Annotated in this window: 18 protein-coding genes; 14 read left to right on the top strand and 4 right to left on the bottom strand. The window is 68.5% G+C overall.

All coding sequences use genetic code 11. The annotated features are described in order from the left end of the window. Nucleotides 1-58: 58 nt before the first annotated feature. A complete protein-coding gene (pgi, locus tag QE397_RS14065; RefSeq protein ID WP_056446956.1) occupies nucleotides 59-1,702 on the bottom strand; it encodes a glucose-6-phosphate isomerase in 1,644 nt (547 codons plus the stop codon). Nucleotides 1,703-1,876: 174 nt separating this feature from the next. On the opposite strand from pgi, the gene QE397_RS14060 reads away from it, so the two are divergent. After that, the gene (locus QE397_RS14060; RefSeq protein WP_307095409.1) at nucleotides 1,877-3,358 is read left to right on the top strand and encodes an NAD-dependent succinate-semialdehyde dehydrogenase; all 1,482 of its coding nucleotides are present in this window, start codon (nucleotides 1,877-1,879) and stop codon (nucleotides 3,356-3,358) included. A gap of 66 nt (nucleotides 3,359-3,424) precedes the next feature. Here the strand turns inward: QE397_RS14060 and QE397_RS14055 are convergent, their stop codons facing one another. Next, nucleotides 3,425-3,751, bottom strand: coding sequence for a chorismate mutase (locus QE397_RS14055; protein ID WP_027504161.1), 327 nt, complete (start codon nucleotides 3,749-3,751; stop codon nucleotides 3,425-3,427). Nucleotides 3,752-4,050: 299 nt separating this feature from the next. Between QE397_RS14055 and QE397_RS14050 the strand changes: the two genes are divergently transcribed. Next, nucleotides 4,051-6,510 (top strand): UvrD-helicase domain-containing protein, encoded by a 2,460-nt coding sequence (locus QE397_RS14050; RefSeq protein WP_307095407.1) that lies wholly within the window; start codon nucleotides 4,051-4,053, stop codon nucleotides 6,508-6,510. 77 nt (nucleotides 6,511-6,587) lie between these two features. Here the strand turns inward: QE397_RS14050 and QE397_RS14045 are convergent, their stop codons facing one another. Continuing rightward, the gene (locus tag QE397_RS14045; RefSeq protein WP_307095405.1) at nucleotides 6,588-7,796 is read right to left on the bottom strand and encodes a M23 family metallopeptidase; all 1,209 of its coding nucleotides are present in this window, start codon (nucleotides 7,794-7,796) and stop codon (nucleotides 6,588-6,590) included. Between the two features lie 245 nt (nucleotides 7,797-8,041). On the opposite strand from QE397_RS14045, the gene QE397_RS14040 reads away from it, so the two are divergent. From QE397_RS14040 to QE397_RS14025, 4 genes are all read left to right on the top strand, one after another. Next, complete coding sequence (locus QE397_RS14040; RefSeq protein ID WP_307095403.1) at nucleotides 8,042-9,763, top strand: hypothetical protein; 1,722 nt, start codon at nucleotides 8,042-8,044, stop codon at nucleotides 9,761-9,763. Between the two features lie 137 nt (nucleotides 9,764-9,900). Next, nucleotides 9,901-11,064 carry an ADP-forming succinate--CoA ligase subunit beta gene (sucC, locus tag QE397_RS14035; RefSeq protein WP_056446972.1) on the top strand — a complete coding sequence of 388 codons (1,164 nt, stop codon included), beginning with the start codon at nucleotides 9,901-9,903 and terminating at the stop codon, nucleotides 11,062-11,064. A 14-nt stretch (nucleotides 11,065-11,078) separates the two neighbouring features. Further along, nucleotides 11,079-11,981, top strand: coding sequence for a succinate--CoA ligase subunit alpha (sucD, locus tag QE397_RS14030; RefSeq protein ID WP_027504157.1), 903 nt, complete (start codon nucleotides 11,079-11,081; stop codon nucleotides 11,979-11,981). A gap of 90 nt (nucleotides 11,982-12,071) precedes the next feature. Further along, nucleotides 12,072-13,064 carry a zinc-binding alcohol dehydrogenase family protein gene (locus QE397_RS14025; protein ID WP_307095399.1) on the top strand — a complete coding sequence of 331 codons (993 nt, stop codon included), beginning with the start codon at nucleotides 12,072-12,074 and terminating at the stop codon, nucleotides 13,062-13,064. A 1-nt stretch (nucleotide 13,065) separates the two neighbouring features. On the opposite strand, the gene QE397_RS14020 is transcribed toward QE397_RS14025, so the two are convergent. Further along, complete coding sequence (locus tag QE397_RS14020) at nucleotides 13,066-13,431, bottom strand: VOC family protein (protein ID WP_056446979.1); 366 nt, start codon at nucleotides 13,429-13,431, stop codon at nucleotides 13,066-13,068. A gap of 93 nt (nucleotides 13,432-13,524) precedes the next feature. Here QE397_RS14020 and QE397_RS14015 point away from each other — a divergent pair, with 93 nt between their 5' ends. The 8 genes from QE397_RS14015 (at nucleotide 13,525) to purH (ending at nucleotide 23,829) form a co-directional block, all read left to right on the top strand. Next, the gene (locus QE397_RS14015) at nucleotides 13,525-14,490 is read left to right on the top strand and encodes a YafY family protein (protein ID WP_307095396.1); all 966 of its coding nucleotides are present in this window, start codon (nucleotides 13,525-13,527) and stop codon (nucleotides 14,488-14,490) included. Between the two features lie 253 nt (nucleotides 14,491-14,743). After that, complete coding sequence (locus QE397_RS14010) at nucleotides 14,744-16,195, top strand: HNH endonuclease signature motif containing protein (protein WP_307095395.1); 1,452 nt, start codon at nucleotides 14,744-14,746, stop codon at nucleotides 16,193-16,195. A 68-nt stretch (nucleotides 16,196-16,263) separates the two neighbouring features. Next, the gene (locus QE397_RS14005; protein WP_056447522.1) at nucleotides 16,264-17,499 is read left to right on the top strand and encodes an acyl-CoA dehydrogenase family protein; all 1,236 of its coding nucleotides are present in this window, start codon (nucleotides 16,264-16,266) and stop codon (nucleotides 17,497-17,499) included. Between the two features lie 38 nt (nucleotides 17,500-17,537). Further along, nucleotides 17,538-18,662, top strand: coding sequence for a dimethylsulfone monooxygenase SfnG (sfnG, locus tag QE397_RS14000; protein WP_027504151.1), 1,125 nt, complete (start codon nucleotides 17,538-17,540; stop codon nucleotides 18,660-18,662). Nucleotides 18,663-18,761: 99 nt separating this feature from the next. Continuing rightward, entirely contained in the window at nucleotides 18,762-20,000 is a 1,239-nt protein-coding gene (locus QE397_RS13995) for a DUF5336 domain-containing protein (RefSeq protein WP_307095392.1), read from the top strand. A 59-nt stretch (nucleotides 20,001-20,059) separates the two neighbouring features. After that, nucleotides 20,060-21,508 carry a DUF6350 family protein gene (locus tag QE397_RS13990; protein WP_307095390.1) on the top strand — a complete coding sequence of 483 codons (1,449 nt, stop codon included), beginning with the start codon at nucleotides 20,060-20,062 and terminating at the stop codon, nucleotides 21,506-21,508. A 106-nt stretch (nucleotides 21,509-21,614) separates the two neighbouring features. Next, entirely contained in the window at nucleotides 21,615-22,259 is a 645-nt protein-coding gene (gene purN, locus QE397_RS13985; RefSeq protein ID WP_222629067.1) for a phosphoribosylglycinamide formyltransferase, read from the top strand. Beyond that, nucleotides 22,228-23,829, top strand: a complete 1,602-nt coding sequence (purH, locus tag QE397_RS13980) for a bifunctional phosphoribosylaminoimidazolecarboxamide formyltransferase/IMP cyclohydrolase (protein ID WP_222627691.1) — start codon at nucleotides 22,228-22,230, stop codon at nucleotides 23,827-23,829. Before purN ends, purH begins: the two co-directional genes overlap by 32 nt. Nucleotides 23,830-23,837: the final 8 nt, after the last annotated feature.

The raw sequence follows: 23,837 nt of genomic DNA, 5'->3' as shown, positions 1-23,837 counted from the left end.
AGACCGTGCCGGTCCGTCAGACCCCCGACCCGACGGACCGGCGCGGTCTCGCTGTACGTCAGCGTCCGCGTTCGCTGCGGTACCAGTCGATCAGCGCACTCGTCGACGAATCGAGGTCCGCGCCCGGGCCGTCCGCATCGGTCAGCACCGGCGTCAGCTCCTGCGCCTGGGTCTTGCCCAGCTCGACTCCCCACTGGTCGAACGAGTCGATGCCGAAGATGACGCCCTCGACGAAGACCTGATGTTCGTAGAGGGCGATGAGCTGACCCACCACCGAAGGCGTGAGTTTCGGCGCGAGGATCGACGTCGACGGGCGGTTGCCCGGCATCACCTTGTGCGGCACGATGTCCGCGTCCGTGCCCTCGGCAGCGATCTCCTCCGCCGTCTTGCCGAAGGCCAACACCTTGGTCTGGGCGAAGTAGTTGCTCATGAGCAGGTCGTGCATGCTGCCCGTGCCGTCCGCGGTGGGAAGATCGTCCGTCGGCTCGGCGAAGCCGATGAAGTCCGCCGGCACGAGTCGTGTTCCCTGGTGCAGCAATTGGTAGAAGGCGTGCTGGCCGTTGGTTCCGGGCTCGCCCCAGAAGATCTCGCCGGTGTCGGTCGTGACGGGCGTTCCGTCGGCCCTCACCGACTTGCCGTTCGACTCCATGGTGAGCTGCTGCAGGTAGGCGGCGAACCGGTTCAGATCGTTCGAGTACGGCAGCACCGCCCGGGACTGCGCGCCGAAGAAGCTGGAGTACCAGACGCCCAGCGTGCCCAGCAGGATCGGCGCGTTGGACTCGAGCGGCGCCTCGCGGAAGTGCTGGTCGATCAGGTGGAAGCCCTCGAGGAAGTCCGCGAACGCCTCGCGGCCGACGGCGAGCATCACCGACAGACCGATGGCGGAATCGACCGAGTAGCGGCCGCCGACCCAGTCCCAGAAGCCGAACATGTTCGCGGTGTCGATGCCGAAGTTCGACACCTTCTCCGCATTGGTGGACACCGCGACGAAGTGCTGGGCGACGGCGTCGTCACCGAGTGCGGCCGTGAGCCATCGCCGGGCGGCCGTGGCGTTGGTCAGCGTCTCGAGTGTGCCGAAGGTCTTGGAGGCGACGATGAACAGCGTCGACGCCGGGTCCAGGTCGGCGAGGGTGCCGACGAGATCGGCCGGGTCGACGTTCGAGACGAAGCGCGCCGAGATGCCCGCGTCGGCGTAGTGCCGCAGAGCCTGGTAGACCATCACCGGACCCAGGTCGGAGCCGCCGATCCCGATGTTGACGACGGTGCGGATCCGCTCACCGGTGGCGCCGGTCCACGCGCCGGATCGCACTCGATCGCTGAAATCGCCCATCCGCGTGAGGACCTCGTGCACGTCGGCCACCACGTCCTGGCCGTCGACCTCGAGTGACGCGTCCGACGGCAGACGCAGCGCGGTGTGCAGCACGGCCCGGTTCTCGGAGGTGTTGATGTGCTCGCCCGCGAACATGGCGTCCCGACGCCCGGTGACGTCCGCTGCGCGTGCGAGGTCGAGCAGCAGTTCGAGCGTCTGCCGCTCGACCCGGTGCTTGCTGTAGTCGATGTACAGGTCGCCCGCGGTGACGGTCAGCTCGCTCCCACGCGACGGATCGTCGGCGAAGAAGTCACGGAGGTGGCGATCGGCCACGGCCTCGTGATGCGAGACGAGCTCGGTCCAGGCTTCGGTGCTCGTGATGTCGGCGCTCATGAGCCCTGACCCTAATCGCTGGGCACCCGAGCCGCTGGGACATGCCGACCGGCCTCCGGCCTGCCCGCTGACATGCGATCGCCGTGCGGGAGTGCGTGACGAGTCCCGCCCCACGGGGTAGACAGTCGGTACCACCGGGCGACCCGGCGAGCAGCGACGAGGAGTGCGAGAGACGTGAGCGAAGGAACGAGCAGCGCAGCGACGACCCGGGAGAAGGACCTGATCGCGTCCGTCCCCACGAAGTTGTGGATCGGAGGCAAGCAGGTCGACGCGGAGAACGGCGCCACGTTCCCGGTTCGGGATCCCTCGACCGGGGAGGTGCTCACCGAGGTCTCGGACGCGAGTCCCGCCGACGCCGCACGCGCGCTCGACGAGGCCGTCGCGGTGCAGAAGTCCTGGGCCGCCACCCCGGCGCGACAGCGCGGCGAGATCCTGCGGGCGGTCTTCGAGTCGATCACCGAGCACGCCGACGACATCGCACTGCTCATGACGCTGGAGATGGGCAAGGCCTTTGCCGAGAGTCAGGCCGAGGTGAAGTACGGCGGAGAGTTCTTCCGCTGGTTCTCCGAGGAGGCGGTCCGCATCGCGGGGCGGTACACGCCGGCGCCCGCGGGCAACGGCCGGATTCTGGTGACCAAGCAGCCCGTCGGCCCGGTGCTGGCGATCACGCCGTGGAACTTCCCGCTGGCGATGGGCACCCGCAAGATCGGGCCCGCACTCGCGGCGGGATGCACGATCCTGGTGAAGCCCGCCTCGGAGACTCCGCTGACGATGCTCTACCTGGCGAAGCTCATCTCCGAGGCCGGGCTGCCCGAGGGCGTGCTGTCGGTACTGCCGACGTCGAAGTCCAGCGCTGTCACCGGGCCGTTGATCGACGATCCTCGACTGCGCAAGTTGACCTTCACCGGCTCCACCGAGGTTGGGCGGATGCTCGTGGAGAAGTCGTCGAAGAATCTGCTGCGGACGTCGATGGAGCTGGGCGGCAATGCGCCCTTCGTCGTGTTCGACGACGCGGACATCGACGCCGCCGTCGAGGGGGCGATGCTCGCCAAGATGCGCAACGGCGGCGAGGCCTGCACGGCCGCCAATCGGTTCCACGTGCAGAACTCGGTCAAGGACGAGTTCGTCGCGAAGGTGACCGAGAAGATGCGCGCCATGACGGTCGGGCGGGGCAGTGATCCGGACACGAAGCTCGGACCGCTGATCAACGAGGAGCAGCGTGACACGGTGGCCGAACTCGTCGACGACGCGGCGTCCAAGGGCGCGACCGTCGCTCTCGGCGGCACTGCGGAGGACGGGCCGGGCTGGTTTTTCCCCGCCACCGTGCTGACCGACGTGCCCGGTGACGCCCGAATTCTGAGCGAGGAGGTCTTCGGACCGGTGCTCGCGGTGCGCGGCTTCGAGACCGAGGAGGACGGCATCGCTGCGGCGAACGACACCGAGTTCGGCCTGGCCGCGTACATCTTCACGCGGGATCTGGACCGGGCGCTGCGCGTGGCGGAGGCCGTGGAGACCGGCATGGTGGGTGTCAATCGCGGGGTGATCTCCGACGCGGCCGCACCGTTCGGTGGGATCAAGGCGTCGGGATTCGGTCGCGAGGGCGGAAGCGAGGGGATCGAGGAGTACCTCGAGACCAAGTACATCGCCCTGCAGTGATGCGGTGAGGCACGGGAACCGCCCGTCGTCTGGGCGGTTCCCGGTCGAGCTCTACGAGCGGTGGACTCAGTGTCCGAGGCGGCCGCGGCCCAGGCGGAGCAGGAGCATGGCCAGCGTGTGACCCTCCTGGCCGAGGTCGCTGAAGCGCTGGAGGACCTTCATCTCGCGGCTGTGGACGAGGCGGGGTCCGCCCTGTGCCATCCGCGTCTGACCGATGGTGCGGGAGACCTCGGAGCGGCGCTTCACGGCGGCGAGGATCTCGGCATCGAGGCGGTCGATCTCCTTGCGGAGCTCGTCGATCTCGGCTTCGGACGTCGGCAGGTTCGCGTCGTCGGCGTGATCGTTCGACTCGGACGACGCCGATGCTGCGGTGGTGTGAATCGCTGTGCTCATATCAACTCCTCGTGTCAGAACGTGTGTCGCTCTGCTCTCACGTTCTGTTACGCGATTTCCACGAATTTCCGCGGAAGTCACGAAACGCCTGGTCACTACGGTCGGGTGCAGTCGGTGTGATGCCGTTCGCCGGTCGAGCCCGGGCAAGAGTATGCCCGTGTCACTCCCCACGTAAAGAAGGAGCAATTGCAGATCGGCGTGATACGGCGAGCGGCAGAACTCCGACACGACAGGGATTCGGCGCCCACGGCCCGAGTGATGGTGTCGGTGTCGGTGACCGCCGGTAATCTGGACGGACGATGAACACACAGTCACCCGCACGTGCCACCAGGTCCTCGGACCAGCTCCTCGAGGGCCTCAATCCCCAGCAGCGCGAGGCAGTGATGCACTCGGGGGGACCGTTGCTCATCGTGGCGGGCGCCGGTTCGGGCAAGACCGCGGTGCTGACCCGTCGCATCGCGTATCTCCTGGCGGAGAGAGATGTCACACCCGGCCAGGTCCTCGCGATCACGTTCACCAACAAGGCCGCGGCGGAGATGCGGGAACGCGTCGTCCAGTTGGTCGGGCCGCGGGCCAACTTCATGTGGGTGAGCACGTTCCACTCGAGCTGCGTGCGGATCCTCCGGAGCCAGGCGGCGCTGCTTCCCGGCCTCAACTCGAACTTCTCCATCTACGACGCGGACGACTCGCGTCGGCTCCTCACGATGATCGGCAAGGATCTGCAGCTCGATCCGAAGAAGTTCTCGTCGCGTCTGCTGGCGACGCAGATCTCCAATCTGAAGAACGAGCTGATCGATCCGGACCAGGCCGTCGCCGACGCGGAGAAGGAGCCGGCCGAGCTGCCGGCCGTCATCGCGAAGGTCTACGGCCACTACCAGCAGCGTCTGCGGGCGGCCAACGCGTTCGACTTCGACGATCTCATCGGCGAGACGGTGGCACTGCTGCAGAGCCATCCGGACGTCGCCGAGTACTACCGGCGCCGCTTCCGCCACGTCCTCGTCGACGAGTACCAGGACACCAACCACGCGCAGTACATGCTGGTGCGCGAGTTGGTGGGCACCGGATCGACGGCGGAGGGCGACGTCGCGGCAGTTCCCCCGAGCGAACTGTGCGTGGTGGGCGACGCCGACCAGTCGATCTACGCGTTCCGCGGCGCGACCATCCGCAACATCGAGGAGTTCGAGCGCGACTATCCGGATGCGCGGACCATCCTGCTCGAGCAGAACTACCGGTCCACCCAGACCATCCTGGCGGCAGCCAACGCCGTCATCGCGCGCAACACCAACCGTCGTGACAAGCGGTTGTGGACGGACACCGGCGACGGCGATCCGATCATCGGCTACGTGGCGGACAACGAGCACGACGAGGCCAAGTTCGTGGCGTCGGAGATCGATCGGCTGGTCGACGGCACCGACTACAAGTACTCCGACGTCGCGGTGTTCTACCGGACCAACAACTCCTCGCGCGCGCTCGAGGAGATCTTCATCCGCCTCGGTCTGCCCTACAAGGTGGTGGGCGGTGTGCGCTTCTACGAGCGCAAGGAGGTACGCGACGTGGTCGCGTACCTCCGCGTGCTGGCCAATCCGGACGACACGGTGAGCATGCGGCGCATCCTCAACACCCCGCGCCGCGGCATCGGCGATCGTGCCGAGGCCTGTGTCGCCGTGCACGCCGAGCGGAAGAACATCAGCTTCAACGCCGCGCTCCTCGATGCCGCGGCCGGCTCCGTGGCGCTGCTCAACACGCGCGCGCAGAACGCCATCGCGTCGTTCATGGAGATGATCGGCGAGCTGCGGGCCACCATGAACGCCACCGATGCCGACGGAAACGACGTCGCGGACATCGGCGACATCGTCGAGGCGGTGCTCGACCGCACGCGGTATCGCGCCGAACTCGAGGCCAGCTCGGATCCCCAGGACGGCGCTCGCCTCGACAACCTCAACGAACTGGTCAGCGTGGCCCGCGAGTTCAGTGCCGACGCACGCAACCTTCAGGGCATCGAGGATCTCGAGGTGGGGGTCGACATCAACGCGGACCTCGACGTCGCGTCCGCAGAACCAGAGGACACCGACGGTGTGGCCGAGCCGGGTTCGCTCGCCGCCTTCCTCGAGCGGGTCTCGCTGGTGGCCGACACCGACCAGATCCCGGACAACGGCGACGGTGTCGTCACGCTCATGACGCTGCACACGGCCAAGGGGCTCGAGTTCCCGGTCGTGTTCGTCACCGGGTGGGAGGACGGCCAGTTCCCGCACATGCGAGCGCTCGGTGATCCTGCGGAGTTGTCCGAGGAGCGTCGACTCGCCTACGTGGGCATCACGCGTGCGCGGCACCGGCTCTACCTCACTCGCGCGATCATGCGCTCGGCGTGGGGGCAGCCCATCAACAACCCCGAATCGCGCTTCCTGCAAGAGGTTCCGCAGCATCTCATCGACTGGAAACGGGAGGATCCCGGCGTCGGCAGCGGGTTCGGTTCCAGTGGTGGCTCGGGGCGCCAGCGCGACTGGACGTCGAATCCCCGTGGTGGATGGTCCGGTGGGTCGTCGCCGTCGGCCACCCCGACACCCAGCTTCGGCAAGGCCCGGTCCAACAACACCCTGACGCTCGCCGTGGGTGATCGCGTGAGCCACGACAAGTACGGTCTCGGGACCGTCGTCGAGTCCGAGGGATCAGGTCAGCGTGCGATGGTGCTGATCGACTTCGGCACGTCCGGTCGCGTGAAGATGATGCTCATCGGCGGAGTGCCGATGACCAAGCTGTGAGAGGGCACGGAAGAAAGGTCCGGCGCCACCGTCCATGACGGTGGCGCCGGACCTTCGACGTGAGTGGAGGTGGGAACTCAGTCGCGCTCGGGGCCGAGAGCGATACCGCGGGACGCCAACCAGGGGAGCGGGTCGATCTTGTTGTCCCCCGTGAGGTGGACCTCGAAGTGGAGGTGCGGGCCGGTGGACTGGCCGCGGTTGCCCATCTTGGCGATCTCGTCGCCGGCCATGACCGTCTGGCCCACCTGGACCTCGGACGAATCGATGTGGCCGTACACGGTGATGGTGCCGTCGGCGTGCTGCAACCGGACCCACAGTCCGAAGCCGGCCGCGGGGCCCGAGTCGATGACGGTGCCGTCGGCCACGGCGTACACCGGCGTGCCGATGGCGTTGGCGATGTCCACGCCGGCGTGGAGCGTGCCCCACCGCGAGCCGAAGCCGGAGGTGTAGGTGCCGAGCGCGGGCAGTGCGAAAAGGGGACGCCGTGCAGCGGCCTCGCGAGCCTCGCGCTCCTCGCTGAAGCGCTGGCCCTTCGCCAGGAGCTCCGAGAACTGGCCCAGGTCGACCGGTGCGGCGATGTTGAGGATCTGCGGTGCCGCGGAGGTGGAGGGGGCCGTGACGGGCGCTCCGGTCGACGTGGCGGTGGGCACCGAGTCGACGTGCGCGGCCGGCTGGTCCGCGACGATGCCGGCGGCGGTGGAGCTGTCGACGATTCCTGCGGACGCGGCAGCTGCCGGGGCCTGGCCGGCGGCCAGCGCGTACTCGGAGGTCTCGGTGCGCTCGGCGGGCTGCGCGTTGTCGATCGCGGCCTGGCCGGCAGCGACGACCGCACCTGCGGCCACGGCGACGACAGCGACGCGTCCCTTGAGGGCGGACGGCGGAGCGGGGATGCGGTGGGCGCCGCTGCGCTTGACGGCGATCTCGTCCGCGATGGCAGCCGAGGTCACCGACGGTGCTGCCCCGGCCGGAGCGGTGACGAGGAAGGACGTCGCCGGTACCGAGCGGCGGCGGCGCGTGGGCGCATCGCCGAGGGGGGCCGGGGTGTACGCGGGCGCGGACGCCACGTAGTCGCTGGACTCGTGCGCACGGTCCCAGGGGGACGATGCTGCATCGGTCGAGAGGGCTTCGAGGGGGCCGGTGTCGGTCAGATGACCGTCCGCCGGCGTGAACACGGTGGTGTCGTGCTCGAACTGCTGGGCCTCGTACTGCTGGGAATCGAACCGACTGCCGTCGGTGGCGTCCGAGACGAAGCGTGAGCGTGTGAACGGAGTTCGGTGGTGCTGCAAGACCTGCCGTCCTCCTGATTCGTGACCTACCCGTGATGTGGAACCTCGTGGACGGTAACGAAATGGTCGCGGCGGGCGCAAGCCAAACGGCTTCTCGGGTCACATATGTGAGGTGGCTCACAAGGTGTCCTGGGTTTACTCGAGGACGAGTCCCGACGCCGATCAGGCACATCGGTGATCTTCCTGTGATCGAGGCGAGCGGCATCACGATCGGCGGACACAAGGACCGGATACCGTTCGTCATCGTGACACAGCCGACATCCGCGGGCCGTCGTACCTCAGGTTCCGCGTCCGACCCCGTCCGGCTCGGTGCCCGCGCTCTCGGAGTCGTCGGAGCGCTGGCGGTGGCGGCCGCTCCGTACGTTCCCGTCGTCGGCGGCGCCGACGTGGGTCCCCCGGTGCGGGGCGCGGCCGCCGTCTCGTCGGCGCTCTGGGCGGCGATCGCCCTGCTGCTCCTGGTGCGCGCGACCCGGCCGATCGTCTTCCCCGTGCTCGCGACGTTGGGCGCCGTCGCACTGGGATCGATCGTGGCCGATCTCCAGTTGTTCGTCGGAGCGATCGACGCCGACCGGCTGGAGCTGTTCCGTCCGATCTCGGCCGGCGCGCTGGAGGCGGGCCCCGGAGCCGTGGTGGTGACGCTCGGGCACGCGCTCGTCGTCGTCGCCGGGGCGCTGGCGGCACTCGCGCTGGCGCGGACGGTCGAGTGGGACGACGTCGACGAGGATCCCGTCGCTCGTCGATCGGCATCGGTCGTGGTCGCCGCGGGGGTCGCGGGCGCTCTCGCACTCGCCGCCTCGTTCCTCCTGCCCGCGTACGTGAGCACCGATGCCGTCGTCCTCGCTCCCGCTCCGGTCGCCGGACCCGTCGCGTCGGCTCTCGGCGGTGGACTGTCCGCGGTCGCGGTGCTGGTGGGTGTGGCCTACGCGTTCTCGTCGACCAGCAGGTCCGCGGCGGTCGGCGCACTGACCGGTGTGGTCGTGGCGTCGGCGACCGTCGTCGGCGTCCGCCTGGCTGCCGCGCTCGGGGCGGGCGACCGCATCGACCTCGGCGCGGGCACGGTCGTCGGAGTCGGCGGGCTCCTCGTCCTCGGCGTGGCCACGGTGGCGACGGCGCGCGCGACCTCCGGACCCACGACCTCCGTGCCCCGGCTCGCACGGTCCGCCGCTCCCTCGAACTCGACGCGGCGGCACGTCGTCGCGGGAGCGGTGACGGTCCTGACGGGCATCGCTCTCGGTGTCGGCGCCGTCCTGCCGCTTCTCGACGTCTCGACCGGCTCCGTCCCGACGGTGGTGGGGGATCGGGCGGTGGCCGCGTACGCCGTCGTGACCGTCGTCGGCGGCGTGCTGTTGCTCTTCTCGGAGTTCGCCGCCGCGGTGCGGCCTGCCGTGCCGCTGATCGTCACGGGCCATCTGGCGCTCGCGGCCGCGGTGCTGCAGGCGCTCGTGCTGGGCGTCGGTATCGACGGCGTGTCCGTCGGTGCGGGCGGCTGGCTGCTGGTCGTCGGCACGCTGCTCGGTCTGCTCACGCTCGCGCTCGTCGCCGCGGCGGGCGCCTCGGAGCGGGACGGCGTCGACACCAGCGATCTGGACGGGGCCTCGCGCCCCCTCGCAGCCGCGCTGGCCGTCGCGGCCGGGGTCGCCGCACTGGGGCTGCTCCTGCCGCAGTACGACGTGGTTGGGGAGACCGGCGGCTGGATCGGGGCGCTGCCGTGGGGGTGGGACGTGTGGGGGCGGCTGGTACTCGTGGCCGCCGTCCTGATCGGCGCCGCCGTCGCGGCCCGCGCTCGGGCGTCGCGCGCCGCGGCGCTCCAGATCGGTTCAGCGGTGGCTCTGGCGGGTGTCGCGCTGAGCCCGATCCTCGGCGGCGCGGGCCCCGGCGTGACGGCGTCGTCGGGGGCCTTCGTGACCGCTGTCGGCGCTGCGGCATCGGCGCTGGTGGCGGCAGGATTTTTTCGTACTGGTGAGTAGATGTCGGCGCAGGTCGGTGATCTGAACCACAAGTTCGACGGGCTGTCGATCAGGCCTCTCGGTGGAAAGTTACAGTCGCAAGTCGGACCCGCTCCTACCCCTCGAGCGGGCGTCAACGCAGACGAGATGGTGAGCTGATGGATCTCTTCGAATACCAGGCGAAGGAACTCTTCGCCAAGCACGAGGTTCCGACGTCGGCAGGTCGTGTCACCGACACGGTCGCCGGTGCACGACAGATCGCCGAAGAAATCGGCAAGCCTGTCATGGTCAAGGCCCAGGTGAAGGTCGGCGGCCGCGGCAAGGCCGGCGGCGTGAAGTACTCCAAGGACGTCGCCGAGGCCGAGGCGAACGCGGAAGCGATCCTCGGACTCGACATCAAGGGCCACGTCGTCAAGAAGCTCCTCGTCGCCGAGGCCAGCGACATCGCGGAGGAGTACTACATCTCCTTCCTGCTCGACCGCACGAACCGCACGTACCTCGCGATGTGTTCCGTCGAGGGTGGTGTCGAGATCGAGGTCACCGCCGAGGAGAACCCGGACGCGCTCGCCCGCATCCCCGTCGACGCCGTCAAGGGTGTCGACCTCGCCTTCGCGCGTGAGATCGCCGAGGCCGGCAAGCTTCCCGCCGAGGTGCTCGACGCCGCGGCCAACACGATCCAGAAGCTGTGGGACGTCTTCATCAAGGAAGACGCGCTGCTCGTCGAGGTCAACCCCCTCGTGCGCACGCCGGACGACCAGATCCTCGCCCTCGACGGCAAGGTCACCCTGGACGCCAACGCGGACTTCCGCCAGAAGGGCCACGCCGAGTTCGAGGACGCCGACGCGGCGGACCCACTCGAGGCGAAGGCCAAGGAGAACGACCTCAACTACGTCAAGCTCGACGGACAGGTCGGCATCATCGGAAACGGTGCTGGACTGGTCATGTCGACCCTCGACGTCGTCGCGTACGCCGGTGAGGCGCACGGTGGCGTCAAGCCCGCCAACTTCCTCGACATCGGCGGCGGCGCCTCGGCAGAGGTCATGGCCGCAGGCCTCGACGTCATCCTCGGCGACTCGCAGGTCAAGAGCGTGTTCGTCAACGTCTTCGGCGGAATCACCTCGTGCGACGCGGTTGCCAACGGCATCGTCGGCGCTCTGAAGACGCTGGGCGACACCGCCTCCAAGCCGCTGGTCGTCCGCCTGGACGGCAACAAGGTCGAAGAAGGCCGGAAGATTCTCGCCGATGCTGCGCACCCGTTGGTGACACTGGCCGAGACCATGGACGAAGGCGCCGACAAGGCCGCCGAGCTGGCTGCGAAGTAGAGGGCACCGAAACTATGTCTATTTTCCTGAACAAGAACAACAAGGTCATCGTCCAGGGCATCACCGGCGGCGAGGGCACGAAGCACACCGCCCTGATGCTCAAGGCCGGCACGCAGGTCGTCGGCGGCGTCAACGCTCGCAAGGCCGGGACCACGGTCAAGCACACCGCAGCCGACGGTTCCGACGTCGAGCTGCCCGTGTTCGCCAGCGTTGCCGAGGCCATGGAGAAGACCGGAGCCGACGTGTCCATCGCGTTCGTGCCGCCGGCATTCTCCAAGGACGCCATCGTCGAGGCCATCGACGCGGAGATCCCGCTGCTCGTCGTCATCACCGAGGGAATCCCGGTGCAGGACAGTGCGTACGCGTGGGCCTACAACGTCGAGAAGGGCAAGAAGACCCGCATCATCGGGCCGAACTGCCCCGGCATCATCACCCCCGGCGAGGCACTGGTCGGCATCACGCCCGCCAACATCGCCGGCAAGGGCCCCATCGGCCTCGTCTCGAAGTCGGGCACCCTGACCTACCAGATGATGTTCGAGCTCCGTGACTTCGGCTTCTCCACCGCCATCGGCATCGGCGGCGACCCGGTCATCGGCACCACGCACATCGACGCCATCGAGGCGTTCGAGAACGATCCCGACACCGAGATCATCGTCATGATCGGCGAGATCGGTGGCGATGCCGAGGAGCGTGCAGCCGACTACATCAAGGCGCACGTCACCAAGCCCGTCGTCGGTTACGTCGCCGGCTTCACCGCTCCCGAGGGCAAGACCATGGGCCACGCCGGCGCCATCGTCTCCGGCTCGCTGGGAACGGCTCAGGCCAAGAAGGACGCTCTCGAGGCGGCCGGCGTGAAGGTCGGCAAGACGCCGTCCGAGACCGCTGCCCTCGCGCGCGAGATCCTCGAGAAGAAGTAGTCACTCTTTCTTCTCTCACACGAGGGAGGCCGGTTTCCCGCTCGGGAAGCTTGCCTCCCTCGTGTCGTTCCGGGGGACTACCGTCGAGGTATGAGCATTCCCGCGACTCACTCCGCCATCGTCTCCGTCGAACCCGACTCGCCGTTCGTGCAGATCGAGCGAGAGACTCCGTCGCCCACCGGATTCGACGTTCTCGTACGTGTCGACGCGGTGTCCGTCAATCCGGTGGACACGAAGGTTCGCTCGTCCTTCGATCCGTCCGACGGCCCGAAGGTCCTCGGTTTCGACGCCGTCGGTGAGGTCGTCGCGGTGGGTTCCGACGCCCGAATCTTCGAGCCCGGCGATCGAGTCTTCTATGCGGGATCCATAGCTCGGGACGGCAGCAACGCCCAGTACCAACTCGTCGACGAGCGGATCGTCGGCCATGCGCCGTCGTCACTGTCCGCCGAGGACGCCGCGGCCGTGCCGCTGACCGCCATCACCGCCTGGGAATCGCTGTTCGTCCGGCTCGGACTCGGGAAAGACAGCACCGGCACACTTCTCGTGATGGGGGCCGCCGGCGGTACCGGGTCGATGATCATCCAGCTCGCCCGGGCACTGACCTCGCTCACCGTTGTTGCCGCGGCATCGCGCGGCGAATCCCGCGACTGGGCAATGGAGATGGGCGCCCATCACGTGGTGGATCGGCACTCCCTCGTGGACGAGGTCGGTGCCCTGGCACCGGACGGCGTCGAGTACGTGTTCTCGCCGTTCTCCGAGGGCAATGTCGACGCCTACGCCGCGGTGATGGCGGTGCACGGTCAGGTCGTGGCGATCGACGATCCGGTCGGCCTGGACCTGATGCCGCTGAAGGCCAAGAGCCAGACCTGGCACTGGGAACTGATGTTCACGGTGCCGTTGTCGTTGCCGGAGAGCACTGCTCAGCACACCATCCTCGACGAGGTCTCGCGACTCATCGACAACGGAACTCTGCGGAGCACCCGCACCACGACTCTGTCACCGTTCGACGTGGACACCCTGCAGGACGCGCACCGGCGGGTGGAAAGTGGCGGCACTGTCGGGAAGGTGGTCGTCCTTCGGTAGATCAGTCGATCGGCGAGACCCTGATGAGGTTGCCGTCGGGGTCGCTGACCACAAATGTGCGGCCGAAGACCGCGTCGTACGGCTCGTCGACGACACGGACTCCCTTCGAGACCCAGTTCGCGAAGACCTCGTCGACGGCAGACGCCGACCCGGGGACCATCAGTCCGACCTCGGTCGTGCGTGGAGTGTCCGGGGCCAGGTGCTCGCTGTAGCCGGTCCACAGCGCGAACAAGACGCCGGGGGCTACCTGGAAAGCGACATAGTGGGGACTGATGAAGGTCGGTTCGATCTCGAACAGGTCGCTGTAGAAGCTGGTAGCTGTCTCGGCGTCGCGGACGCCGATCAGGAACAGGTTCGGTGCGGGCACAGGAGCTCCTCGACTCGGTGAATTCTCGGTACCGCCACAGTGGACCGGCCTATCACGACAGAACCTGTCACCTTTTCTGCGAAGATCGGACGCATGAAGGCCTCCCGATTGCTGCACCTTTTGCTGTTGCTGCAGACCCGCCAACGCATCACCACCACGGAGCTGGCTGCGCGTCTGGAAGTATCGCGGCGGACCGTGCTGCGGGAGGTCGAGGCGCTCTCGGCAGCAGGAGTGCCTGTGTACGCCGAACGTGGCCGCAGCGGTGGAATCGTCCTGCTCCCCGGTGCGCGGCTCAACGCGTCCCACCTGGAACCACCGGAGTTGGAAGCCCTTTCTCTGGCGGGTCTGGACAGCACGCAACGTGAGCGCATGGGCTTGTCGGCGATGTGGGAGTCGGCAGCACGCAAGATCGCCGCCCGCCAGGCCGCGACATCCACGGGCACGAGCCCATTGCGACTGGCGGACCTCGTGCTGGTGGACAGCACCCCGTGGTTTGCCGATTCAGAAGCAGCGGTCGACGTCGCCGATCTGGCATCGGCCCTGCAGGACCGACGCCGATTGCGAATCCGATACCGGCGGAGCGCCGAGAGTGAGGCCTCGACACGTGTGGTCGACCCGTACGGGATCGTGGCGAAGTCCGGCCGCTGGTACCTCGTCGCCGACCACCGAGGAGATGGACGACTGTTCTCTCTGGACCGACTCGCGGCTTTCGAACAACTCGACGCGCCAGTCTCTCTCCGACCCGGAGAAACCCTCCGCACCACATGGGCCGCGTTGAAGGACCGCACCGAGGGTCGAGGTCATGTGAGCGTGACCTTTCGCCTGCCGGAACACGGCCTCGACTTGGCGCGGCGCATCCTCGGGACACGCATCCACGATGTATCCGATCCGGAGAACGGAACATGCATCGTCGTCGTCGGCTACCCCGACATCGAGTCGGTGCGTCAACTGCTGCAATTCGGCGACCACATCGAGGTCCTCGCCCCAGACGCAGCCCGCACACGCATCAGCCAACTCGCGAAAGTCCTGGCCGAAACACACTCACCCCCATCCAGTTGACCGCCGATCGGGACGCCTCGAGCTCGATCGACGTGTCCGGTCAGTACGACCGGCCGTGTTCTCGGGCACGGAATGTGTTGGTGGAAAGGCGATCTGCGCTCAATGTCCGCACATGTATCGACGGCCGAAACGGATCGAGGAGCTGGAGCGCGCATCCGACGGCGTGACCCGAAAGTGTGTCGGTGGGGTGGGTTACTGTCTGTTCAGGTCGTCGGGGGGCGGTCTGATCGGGGCATCACCGGGGGGTGAATTCGTGTACGACGCAGAGGTTTCGGTGGATGTGGTGGTGTCGGCGAAGGTCGACGCTCAGGCGTCGTTCGCCCGGACCGTGTCGGCGTCGTGTGCGTACGTGCAGGAGTCGTCGCGCCGGCCGGCGGTGCTCGGTCCGGGTGGGGTGTTCGACGCCGAGGCTGCTGAGATCTGTGCGGTGGCGGAGGTCGCGGCGGCGTTGTCGGTGTCGACGCGCACGGTGACCGAGTGGCTGTTCCTGACCCGCACCGCGCATCCTGCGGTGGCGGAGGCGTTCGATGCGGGCCGGTTGTCGTATGCGGCGTTCCGGACGGTGTGCAGGTCGGTGGCCGGGGTTCCGAACGCCACCGAAGCGCTGCTGCAGCGGGTGATCGCTGCCGCATCGAGGTGCACTCCGGGTGCGGTGGCAGCGGCGGTCGATCGGATCCTCGCGGAGTTCGACGCGGAATGGCACCGCATCGCTCGGGAGCGCGCGACGACGGAACGGTACGTCTCGGTAAGGAAGCTGCCGCGAGGTCAAGCCGAGCTGAAAGTTCGTGGCCCCGCAGAGCAGATCGCCGGGATGAAGCGGGCCATCGTCGAGGCGGCCCGAGGGGTGTGCGATCCGAGTTCGCTGCCGGCGCGGTTGTTCGACGCTGCGCATGCGATCATCACCGGCACACCTCTGCCGTGCGACTGCGTTGACGAGAGTTGCGCCCACGCGCCGTCGCCGGCCGCACCGGCCCATCATGCCGTCATCGTCCTCGACGCCGCCACGGCGGCGGGGTTGGCAGGGGAACCCGGTCACCTCGTCGGTTGGGGTCCGGTTCCTGCGGACGTGGCCCGGAGAATCGCCGGGGATGCGACGTGGCAGGCGATGATCACCGCCGCGGAGGTCGCGGAACCGCGGGCGGGGTGCAGCTGCCGATGCCCACAACACGACCCACCGACCGACTCCGAACCACCGGGCCCGCCGGTGCCCGCCGCCGGGCGGGAAGTCCGCCGCACCCGCCGTATGCCCGCAGGCTGGACACCGACCGCGGGGAAGCTGGGCAGCACGACAGCCCGCAAAGCCAGGGAGCAGGTCGACTACCTTCGCACGCTCCCACCATCGGCGGTGGACCGTGCCGTCGCCGACCCCGTCGGACATGGGGGATTCGCCGTACCCCCGGCCGGGGCGTTGACCTACCGGCCGTCCGAGGCGATCGCGTCGCTGGTGACAGCCCTGTATCCGACGTGCGTCCATCCGGGATGTGCTGTACCCAGCGAAGACTGCGACCTCGACCATGTCGTCCCGTTCGACCACACCGACCCGGAGAGAGGCGGATGGACCGTCACCGGCAACCTCGCGCCGCTGTGCCGTCGGCACCACGGCCTGAAGACCCGGCGGCAGTGGCACCACCGCATGCTCCGGGACGGGATCGTCCATGTCCGCGACTCGCACGGCACCGACTACTTCACCGCACCCGGCGAGTGAGCGAACCGTTCGAATCACCCAGAGCGCAACGGTGGTTCCGCATCGACCCGGGCGATGTACTTCCGGGCATGACGATCACCGACACCCGCCCCGCCGGCGCCGCCACCGAACCGCGCTGGACCACCGCTCCCACGACGTCCGCGGAATGGATCGACCGTGCCCACGAGGTGGCCGCGATCCTCGCCGTCGACGCCGTCGCCCGTGATCGCGCCACCGAGGCGCCGCACGAGGAGGTGACGTTGTTGAAGGAGTCCGGTCTGGTCACGATCCTCGGGCCGACCGAGTTCGGTGGTGGCGGGCAGACCTGGGAGACCGCCTACCAGGTGATCCGCGCCGTGGCCGCCGCCGACGGGTCGATCGGACAGCTGCTCGGCTACCACCTGCTGTGGTTCTGGGCGGCACGTCTGGTCGGGACGAAGGAGCAGATCGCTGCCGTCGAACAAGCCGCCACCGAGAACACCTGGTTCTTCGGCGGCGCGGTCAACCCGCGCGACAACGACGTCGAGATCACCGACGAGGGCGACACGATCGTCTACAACGGTGCCAAGACGTTCTCCACGGGCAGTCGTGTCTCCGACGTGACCGTGCTCGAGGGGGTGCTCGCCGGTACCGACACCCACGTCTTCGCCATCGTTCCGTCGAACTCCGAGGGCCTGACATTCCACGACGACTGGGACAACATCGGTCAGCGTCGCACCGAGAGTGGCAGTGTCACCATCGATCACGTCCGCACCGACTGGAGCTCGGCCGCCGGATTCGCGAACAAGGCGTTCGAGCCGCGGGTCTACAACACCCTCAACGTCCCGATCATCCAGCTGGTGTTCGTCAACTTCTACCTCGGCATCGCACGCGGAGCCCTCGAGACCGCTGCCGACTACACGCGCACCACCACGCGAGCGTGGCTGCACAGCACCGTGGACAACGCGCTCGACGAGCCCTACATCATCGACCTGTACGGAGACCTGACCGCGAAGCTCTGGGCCGCAGAGGCTCTCGCGGACGCCGTAGCCGCGGAGCAGCAGCGGATCCACGAGAACGCCTGGACCGTCACCGAGCACGAGCGCGGCGAGCACGAGGTGCGCGTCGCCGCGGCGAAGGCACGCGCCACGGAGGTCGCCCTGGAGATCACGTCGGGCATCTTCGAGGGGCTCGGCGCCCGCGCCACCGCGTCGAGTCACGGATTCGACCGTTTCTGGCGCAACGTGCGCACGCACACGTTGCACGATCCGGTGGCCTACAAGCGCCGCGAGGTCGGCCGCCACGTGCTCACCGGCGAGTTGCCCCAGCCCACCTGGTACTCCTGAAATCATATGTCGCGCACTATTATCGAACCGAGGACTGCATGAGTACAGAGAAGATCGCCGACGAAGTGAAGTTCGCCTACTGGGTGCCCAACGTCAGTGGTGGCCTCGTCACCAGCGACATCGAGCAACGCACCAGCTGGGAGTTCGAGTACAACAAGAAGCTCGCGCAGACGGCGGAGAACAACGGGTTCGAGTACGCGCTGAGCCAGGTCCGGTACGAGGCCAGCTACGGAGCCGAGTTTCAACATGAGTCCACGAGTTTCAGTCTGGGACTGCTCCTCGCGACCGAGCGCCTCAAGGTCATCGCTGCCGTGCATCCCGGGCTCTGGCAACCGGCCGTGCTCGCGAAACTCGGTGCGACAGCGGACCATCTCTCAAACGGACGCTTCGCCGTCAATGTGGTGAGTGGATGGTTCAAGGACGAATTCACGCATCTCGGTGAGCCCTGGCTCGAACACGACGAGCGTTACCGACGCAGCGCCGAATTCCTGCAGGTGCTGCGCAAGATCTGGACCGAGGACGACGTCGATTTCCGCGGCGACTTCTACCGCATCCACGACTTCACGCTCAAGCCGAAACCGCTCAACACGCCCGCCCGTCCCAATCCCGAACTGTTCCAGGGTGGTAATTCGTCGGCGGCACGGGAGAACGCAGGTCGGTACTCCGACTGGTACTTCTCCAACGGCAAGGATTTCGACGGCATCACCGAGCAGATCGACGACGTGCGGCGCGTCGCACAGGCCCATCAGCGTGAGGTGAAGTTCGGTCTCAACGGCTTCATCATCGCCCGCGACACCGAGAAGGAGGCGAGGGACACCCTCCGCGAGATCATCGAGAAGGCGAACAAGCCGGCAGTCGAGGGGTTCCGCGGTGCCGTGCAGCAGGCCGGCAGTTCGACGTCGGACAAGAAGGGCATGTGGGCCGACTCGAGCTTCGAGGACCTCGTGCAGTACAACGACGGCTTCAAGACCCAGCTGATCGGTACGCCCGAACAGGTGGCGACGCGCATCGTCGACTACCGCGACCGCGGCGTGGACCTCATCCTCGGCGGTTTCCTGCACTTCCAGGAGGAGATCGAGTACTTCGGAGCGAAGATTCTGCCGCTGGTGCGGGAGATCGAGGCCGCGCGGGCGAGTGACCGCGAACCCGTCGGCGTCGCCTGAGCGAGGAGTCACTCACCGCGGGTCCGTAGTGTTGGTGAGCGGCGCGGCCGCCGCAGTCGGCGGCCGACCGACGACCAGCACCGAGGAAGAGGAATCGAGATGACCTTCTCACCAGGGGGACCCGACCACGACCACGGCCGGACGGACCCGCGGACGACCACCTTCGGAGACCCGTCCACGGAGACCGGGCAGGTCGACGACCGTTCAGCGTCGATCGACCGCACTGACGGCGCTGCGACCCCGTCCGTCGACGCGGACGCGGCCGGCGCCGACGACAACACGACCGAGCAGATCGCGGCGCGCACGACGCAGGTCGCCCGTATCGCGTCGTACGTCGTCATCGGCACCGGTGTCCTCGCGTTCCTGCTCGGTCTGTCCGCGCAGTTCGCGCTCGGCGGTGAGTCCTCCAACTTCTTCGAACGCGAGCTGGGCGACCCGACGTCCGTGGCGCTGCTCCTCCTCGCTGCGCTCGTCACGGCCGCGGGCCTCCTCCCGCGGCAGACGACGTCGCGGGGACTGGTCGCGGCGCTGTCCGTCACCGCGTTGCTCACGCTGATCTTCCAGCTGGTTAACCGCGGGGCGGCGTTCACCGCCTTCGGTGAGACCGTCCGCGTCGGTATCGGCATCGGGTCGATCCTGGTTCTGATCCTGGCCATCGTGCAGGTGGCCGCGGCCGTCGGTGCGCTTCTCGTCGACTCGGGAGTCGTGACGGTTCCGGCGCCGCGTCCGAAGCAGCAGCAGTTCGGCCAGCCGGGTGGCCCGGGACAGCAGGGTCCCGGCCAGCAGAACAACGGGCAACAGGCATACGGCCAACAGGCATATGGCCAGCAGGGCGCCTATGGCCAGCAGGGTTACGGGCAGCCACAGAGCTATGGCCAGCCGCAGGGTTACGGGCAGCCGGGTGCCTACGGGCAGCCGCAGGGATACGGGCAGCCGCAGGGTTACGGGCAGCCGCAGGGTTACGGGCAGCCGCAGGGTTACGGGCAGCCGCAGGGTTACGGGCAGCCGCAGGGATACGGCCAGCAGGGTCAGGCGCAGCCCGGCGCCTACGGTCAGCAAGGGTACGGCCAGCCGCAGGGCTACGGATCGCCCTACAGCGCCCCGACCGAGCGCTACGGGCAGCCGGTCGGCCAGACCGCCGAGGGCACCGCCCCCGCGCACGCCGCATCGGCGGAGTCCGCGACACCTCCCACCGGTGAGCAGTCGTCCGCGCAGCAGCCGAGCACGGAGGGGCACGCACCCGAGCAACAGGCACCCGAGCAACAGGCGCCCGAGCAGCAGGCACCGGAAGCCACCCGCGCACTCGACTTCGGCGATCGGTCGGACGACCGCCGCTGAACCACGTCGTCGGCGCGCCTAGGTTCTCCACCGCGCCGACGGTGAGAACCTGATCGGTGATGACCTCACTACTCGATCGCGAACCGCACACGCGGGGCCGCTTCGGTCCGAGTCCCGACGAGGCTCGAATGCTGCTCACCGTGGCGTTCCGGCCCGTCGGGCTACTCCTGGCCGTCGTCACGGCCGTGGTGCTGGTGACGCTCGTCTCCGCGAACAGCGACCTGACGGGGACGTTCGGAGCGTTGGCCGCCACGTGGCTGGCCGTCCATCAAGTGCCGCTGGGCATCGCCGGTGCGACGTTGTCGATCCTGCCGCTGCTGCCCACTCTCGTGCTGGTGCGCGCGGTGTCGTCGGCGGTCGCGCGGCCACTGACCGACGCCTCCACCCGCCGCGACATCGGATGGGTCGTCGGCGCGGCGATCGCGGGTCCGCTCGCGATGGCGGCGGTGATGCTCGCAATGATTCACGACGCGTCCACCGTCATCGCCCTGAGCACGCCCAACGCACTCGCCACCTTCGGGTGGGTCATCCTCGTGCACGGCATCGGTGCGGCGATCGGCTGCATCCGCGGTACCTGGCCCTCACTCATGCGCACGGTGGTCCTGCCGCCGTGGCTCGCAGCGTCCTTCGCTCCGGCGGCGCGTGCCGGCGCGGTGCTGCTCGCCGGTGGCGCCGTCGTCGTCGCCACCTCTCTCGTGCTGTCCTTCTCCACGCTCGGCACGCTGCTCGAGTCCGGCGGCGGGATCGGCGGAGCGCTGGGTCTGACCGCGATCTCGGTGCTGTATCTGCCCAACATCGTGGTGGCGGCGTCGTCGGTCGTCACCGGGTCGTCCGCCCACGTGGGCGCGGCGATGGTCTCCGTCACCGAGACGACCGGCGGTCAGCTTCCTGCCGTCCCGGTGCTGGCAGTCATGCCCGAATCGTCGGCCCAGGTGTGGTGGCCGGTCATGCTCGTCGTCCCCGCACTCGCCGCCGTGGTGCTCGGGCGTGCGTGTGCTCGTGCGACGACGTCCCTGGCGGACGCGGTGCGCAGTGCCGCCGCCGCCGCGGTCTGCGTGAGCGTGGCGGCCGTCCTGATCGGCGTCGTCGCCGGTGGCTCGGTGGGAACGTTCGGCCATCTCGGTGTCGACGCGCCGCTCCTCGGCGTCACCACCTTCGCGTGGTGCCTCGTGGTGGGCGCGCTCACCGCGGCCGTCACCGCCTGGTCGATGCGGCGCCACGACATCCACGGATGGCACGAGGGCAACGAAGCCGAGGAGAGTGAATCCGACGACTCCGCGGGCACATCGATGCTCGGTGAGCCGGCCGCCCTCCCCGCAGCCCCGGACGCCGCGCCGACGGACACGGACATCGTGGAAGCCGAGACCGAAGCCGAGACCACCGACACCGACACCGTCGAGACCGAAGACGATGCCGTGGAGGCGGACGTCGTCGACGCCGAGATCGTCGACCTGCCGGACGAGTCGGCCGAGCCCGAGAAGCCCGGCGGCACCGACACCGCTCCCTGACGCGCGTCCTCCCCGAGCGAGGCCGATCGAGGAGGCGAACGGCGGCCGTCTAGGCTTCCTGTCGGCGTGATCCCACGCCGACAGAGCACCTGACCCGCCCGAGCAGCTGAGGAGAAGCACGCTGTCTGCCCCGCGTTCGACACCCGGGCGGGACCTCCCGGCCCGCGTCGTCGTCCTCGCCTCGGGGGTCGGATCACTGCTCGGATCGTTGGTCGAGGCCGCGTCCGCTCCCGAGTTCCCGGCCGAGGTCGTCGCCGTGGTGGTGGATCGGCCGTGCGGCGCCGAGAGCGCAGGGCTGCCGTCCCGGCGAGTGGCCGTGTCGGACCACGGTTCGCGTGCGGAGTGGGATGCCGCCCTCACCGAGGTCGTGGACTCCTGGTCACCGGATCTCGTCGTGAGCGCGGGATTCATGCGGATCCTCGGGCCGGTGTTCCTCGCACGCTTCGGTGGCCGCATCGTCAACACCCACCCCGCACTGCTGCCGTCGTTCCCGGGCGCGCACGCGGTGGCCGATGCCCTCGCCCACGGTGTGAAGGTCAGCGGGTCCACCGTCCACCTGGTGGACGACGGTGTGGACACCGGGCCCATCGTGGCGCAGGAAGCTGTTCCGGTGCTCGACGGCGACACCGAGGAGTCGCTGCACGAGCGCATCAAGATCGTCGAACGACGGCTGCTGATCGACGTGGTCGCCGCCGTCGCCACACGCGGAGTCATCACCGATGGACGAAAGGCCCAGATCCCCAGTGACTAACCCAGAGAACACGCGCGCCGTCTCGCGCGCACTCGTCAGCGTCTACGACAAGACCGGTCTGGACGAGCTGGCCGTGGGCCTTCACGCCGCCGGGGTGGAGATCGTGTCCACCGGATCGACCGCCGGGCGCATCGCCGCCGCGGGCGTGCCGGTGACTCGGGTCGAAGACCTCACCGGCTTCCCCGAGACCCTGGACGGCCGCGTGAAGACGCTGCATCCGCGCGTGCACGCCGGCGTCCTGGCGGACACGCGCAAGCCGGAACACCTCGCGCAGCTCGACGAGTTGGGCGTCGCTCCGTTCGAGCTCGTCATCGTCAACCTCTACCCGTTCACCGAGACGGTGGCGTCCGGTGCGAGTTCGGACGAGTGCGTGGAGCAGATCGACATCGGTGGCCCGTCCATGGTCCGCGCCGCGGCGAAGAACCATCCGTCGGTGGCGGTCGTGGTGGATCCCGCTCGCTACGCCGACGTGCTGACCGCGGTGCAGGGTGGCGGCTTCACGCTCGAGCAGCGAATCGCGCTGGCCGCCACGGCGTTCCAGCACACCGCAGCATACGACGTCGCGGTGGCGTCCTGGATGACCGACGTCCTCGTCGCCGGCGGTTCCGACGAGTCCGAGCACTTCCCGGCATGGATGGGCGCGACCTACGAGCGCGCCTCGGTTCTGCGCTACGGCGAGAATCCGCACCAGGCCGGCGCTCTGTACGTCGACCCGTCCGCTCCCGCCGGCATCGCGCAGGCGGAGCAGGTGCACGGCAAGGAGATGTCGTACAACAACTACACCGACGGTGACGCCGCCTGGCGTGCCGCGTTCGACCACGATCTCCCGTGCGTGGCGATCATCAAGCACGCCAACCCGTGTGGCATCGCGGTGTCGGCGTCCGGCTCCATCGCCGAGGCGCATCGCAAGGCGCACGCCTGCGATCCGGTGAGCGCGTACGGCGGCGTCATCGCGTCCAACCGCGAGATCACCGTCGAGATGGCCGAGCAGGTCGCCGAGATCTTCACCGAGGTCATCATCGCCCCGTCCTACGCCGACGGCGCGCTGGGAGTGCTGCAGCGCAAGAAGAACATCCGCGTCCTCGTGTGCGAGCCGCCGACGGCGGTGCCGGAGATCAAGCAGATCTCGGGCGGCCTGCTGCTGCAGGACCGCGACCGTCTCGACGCCGCGGGCGACGATCCGTCGGGGTGGACCCTGGCCGTGGGCGAGCCCGCCGACGAGGCAGTGCTGGCCGACCTCGAGTTCGCCTGGAAGGCGTGCCGCGCCGTCAAGTCCAACGCCATCCTCATCGCCGCGGACGGTGCGTCCGTGGGAGTGGGCATGGGACAGGTCAATCGGGTCGATTCCGCCGAACTGGCCGTGCGCCGCGCCGGCGACCGCACCACGGGCGCCGTGGCCGCGTCGGACGCCTTCTTCCCGTTCCCCGACGGCTTCCAGATCCTCGCCGCAGCGGGGGTGGCGGCGGTGGTGCAGCCCGGCGGATCGATCCGCGACACCGAGGTCGTGGAGGCAGCGCGCGAGGCGGGCGTGACCATGTACCTGACCGGGTCACGCCACTTCGCACACTGACCTCTCCC

The sequence above is a fragment of the Rhodococcus sp. SORGH_AS_0301 genome (assembly GCF_030818285.1).
GTDB lineage: Bacteria > Actinomycetota > Actinomycetes > Mycobacteriales > Mycobacteriaceae > Rhodococcoides.
The sequence above is the reverse complement of the archived record's forward strand: the minus strand, read 5'-3'. Positions and strand labels throughout refer to the sequence as shown.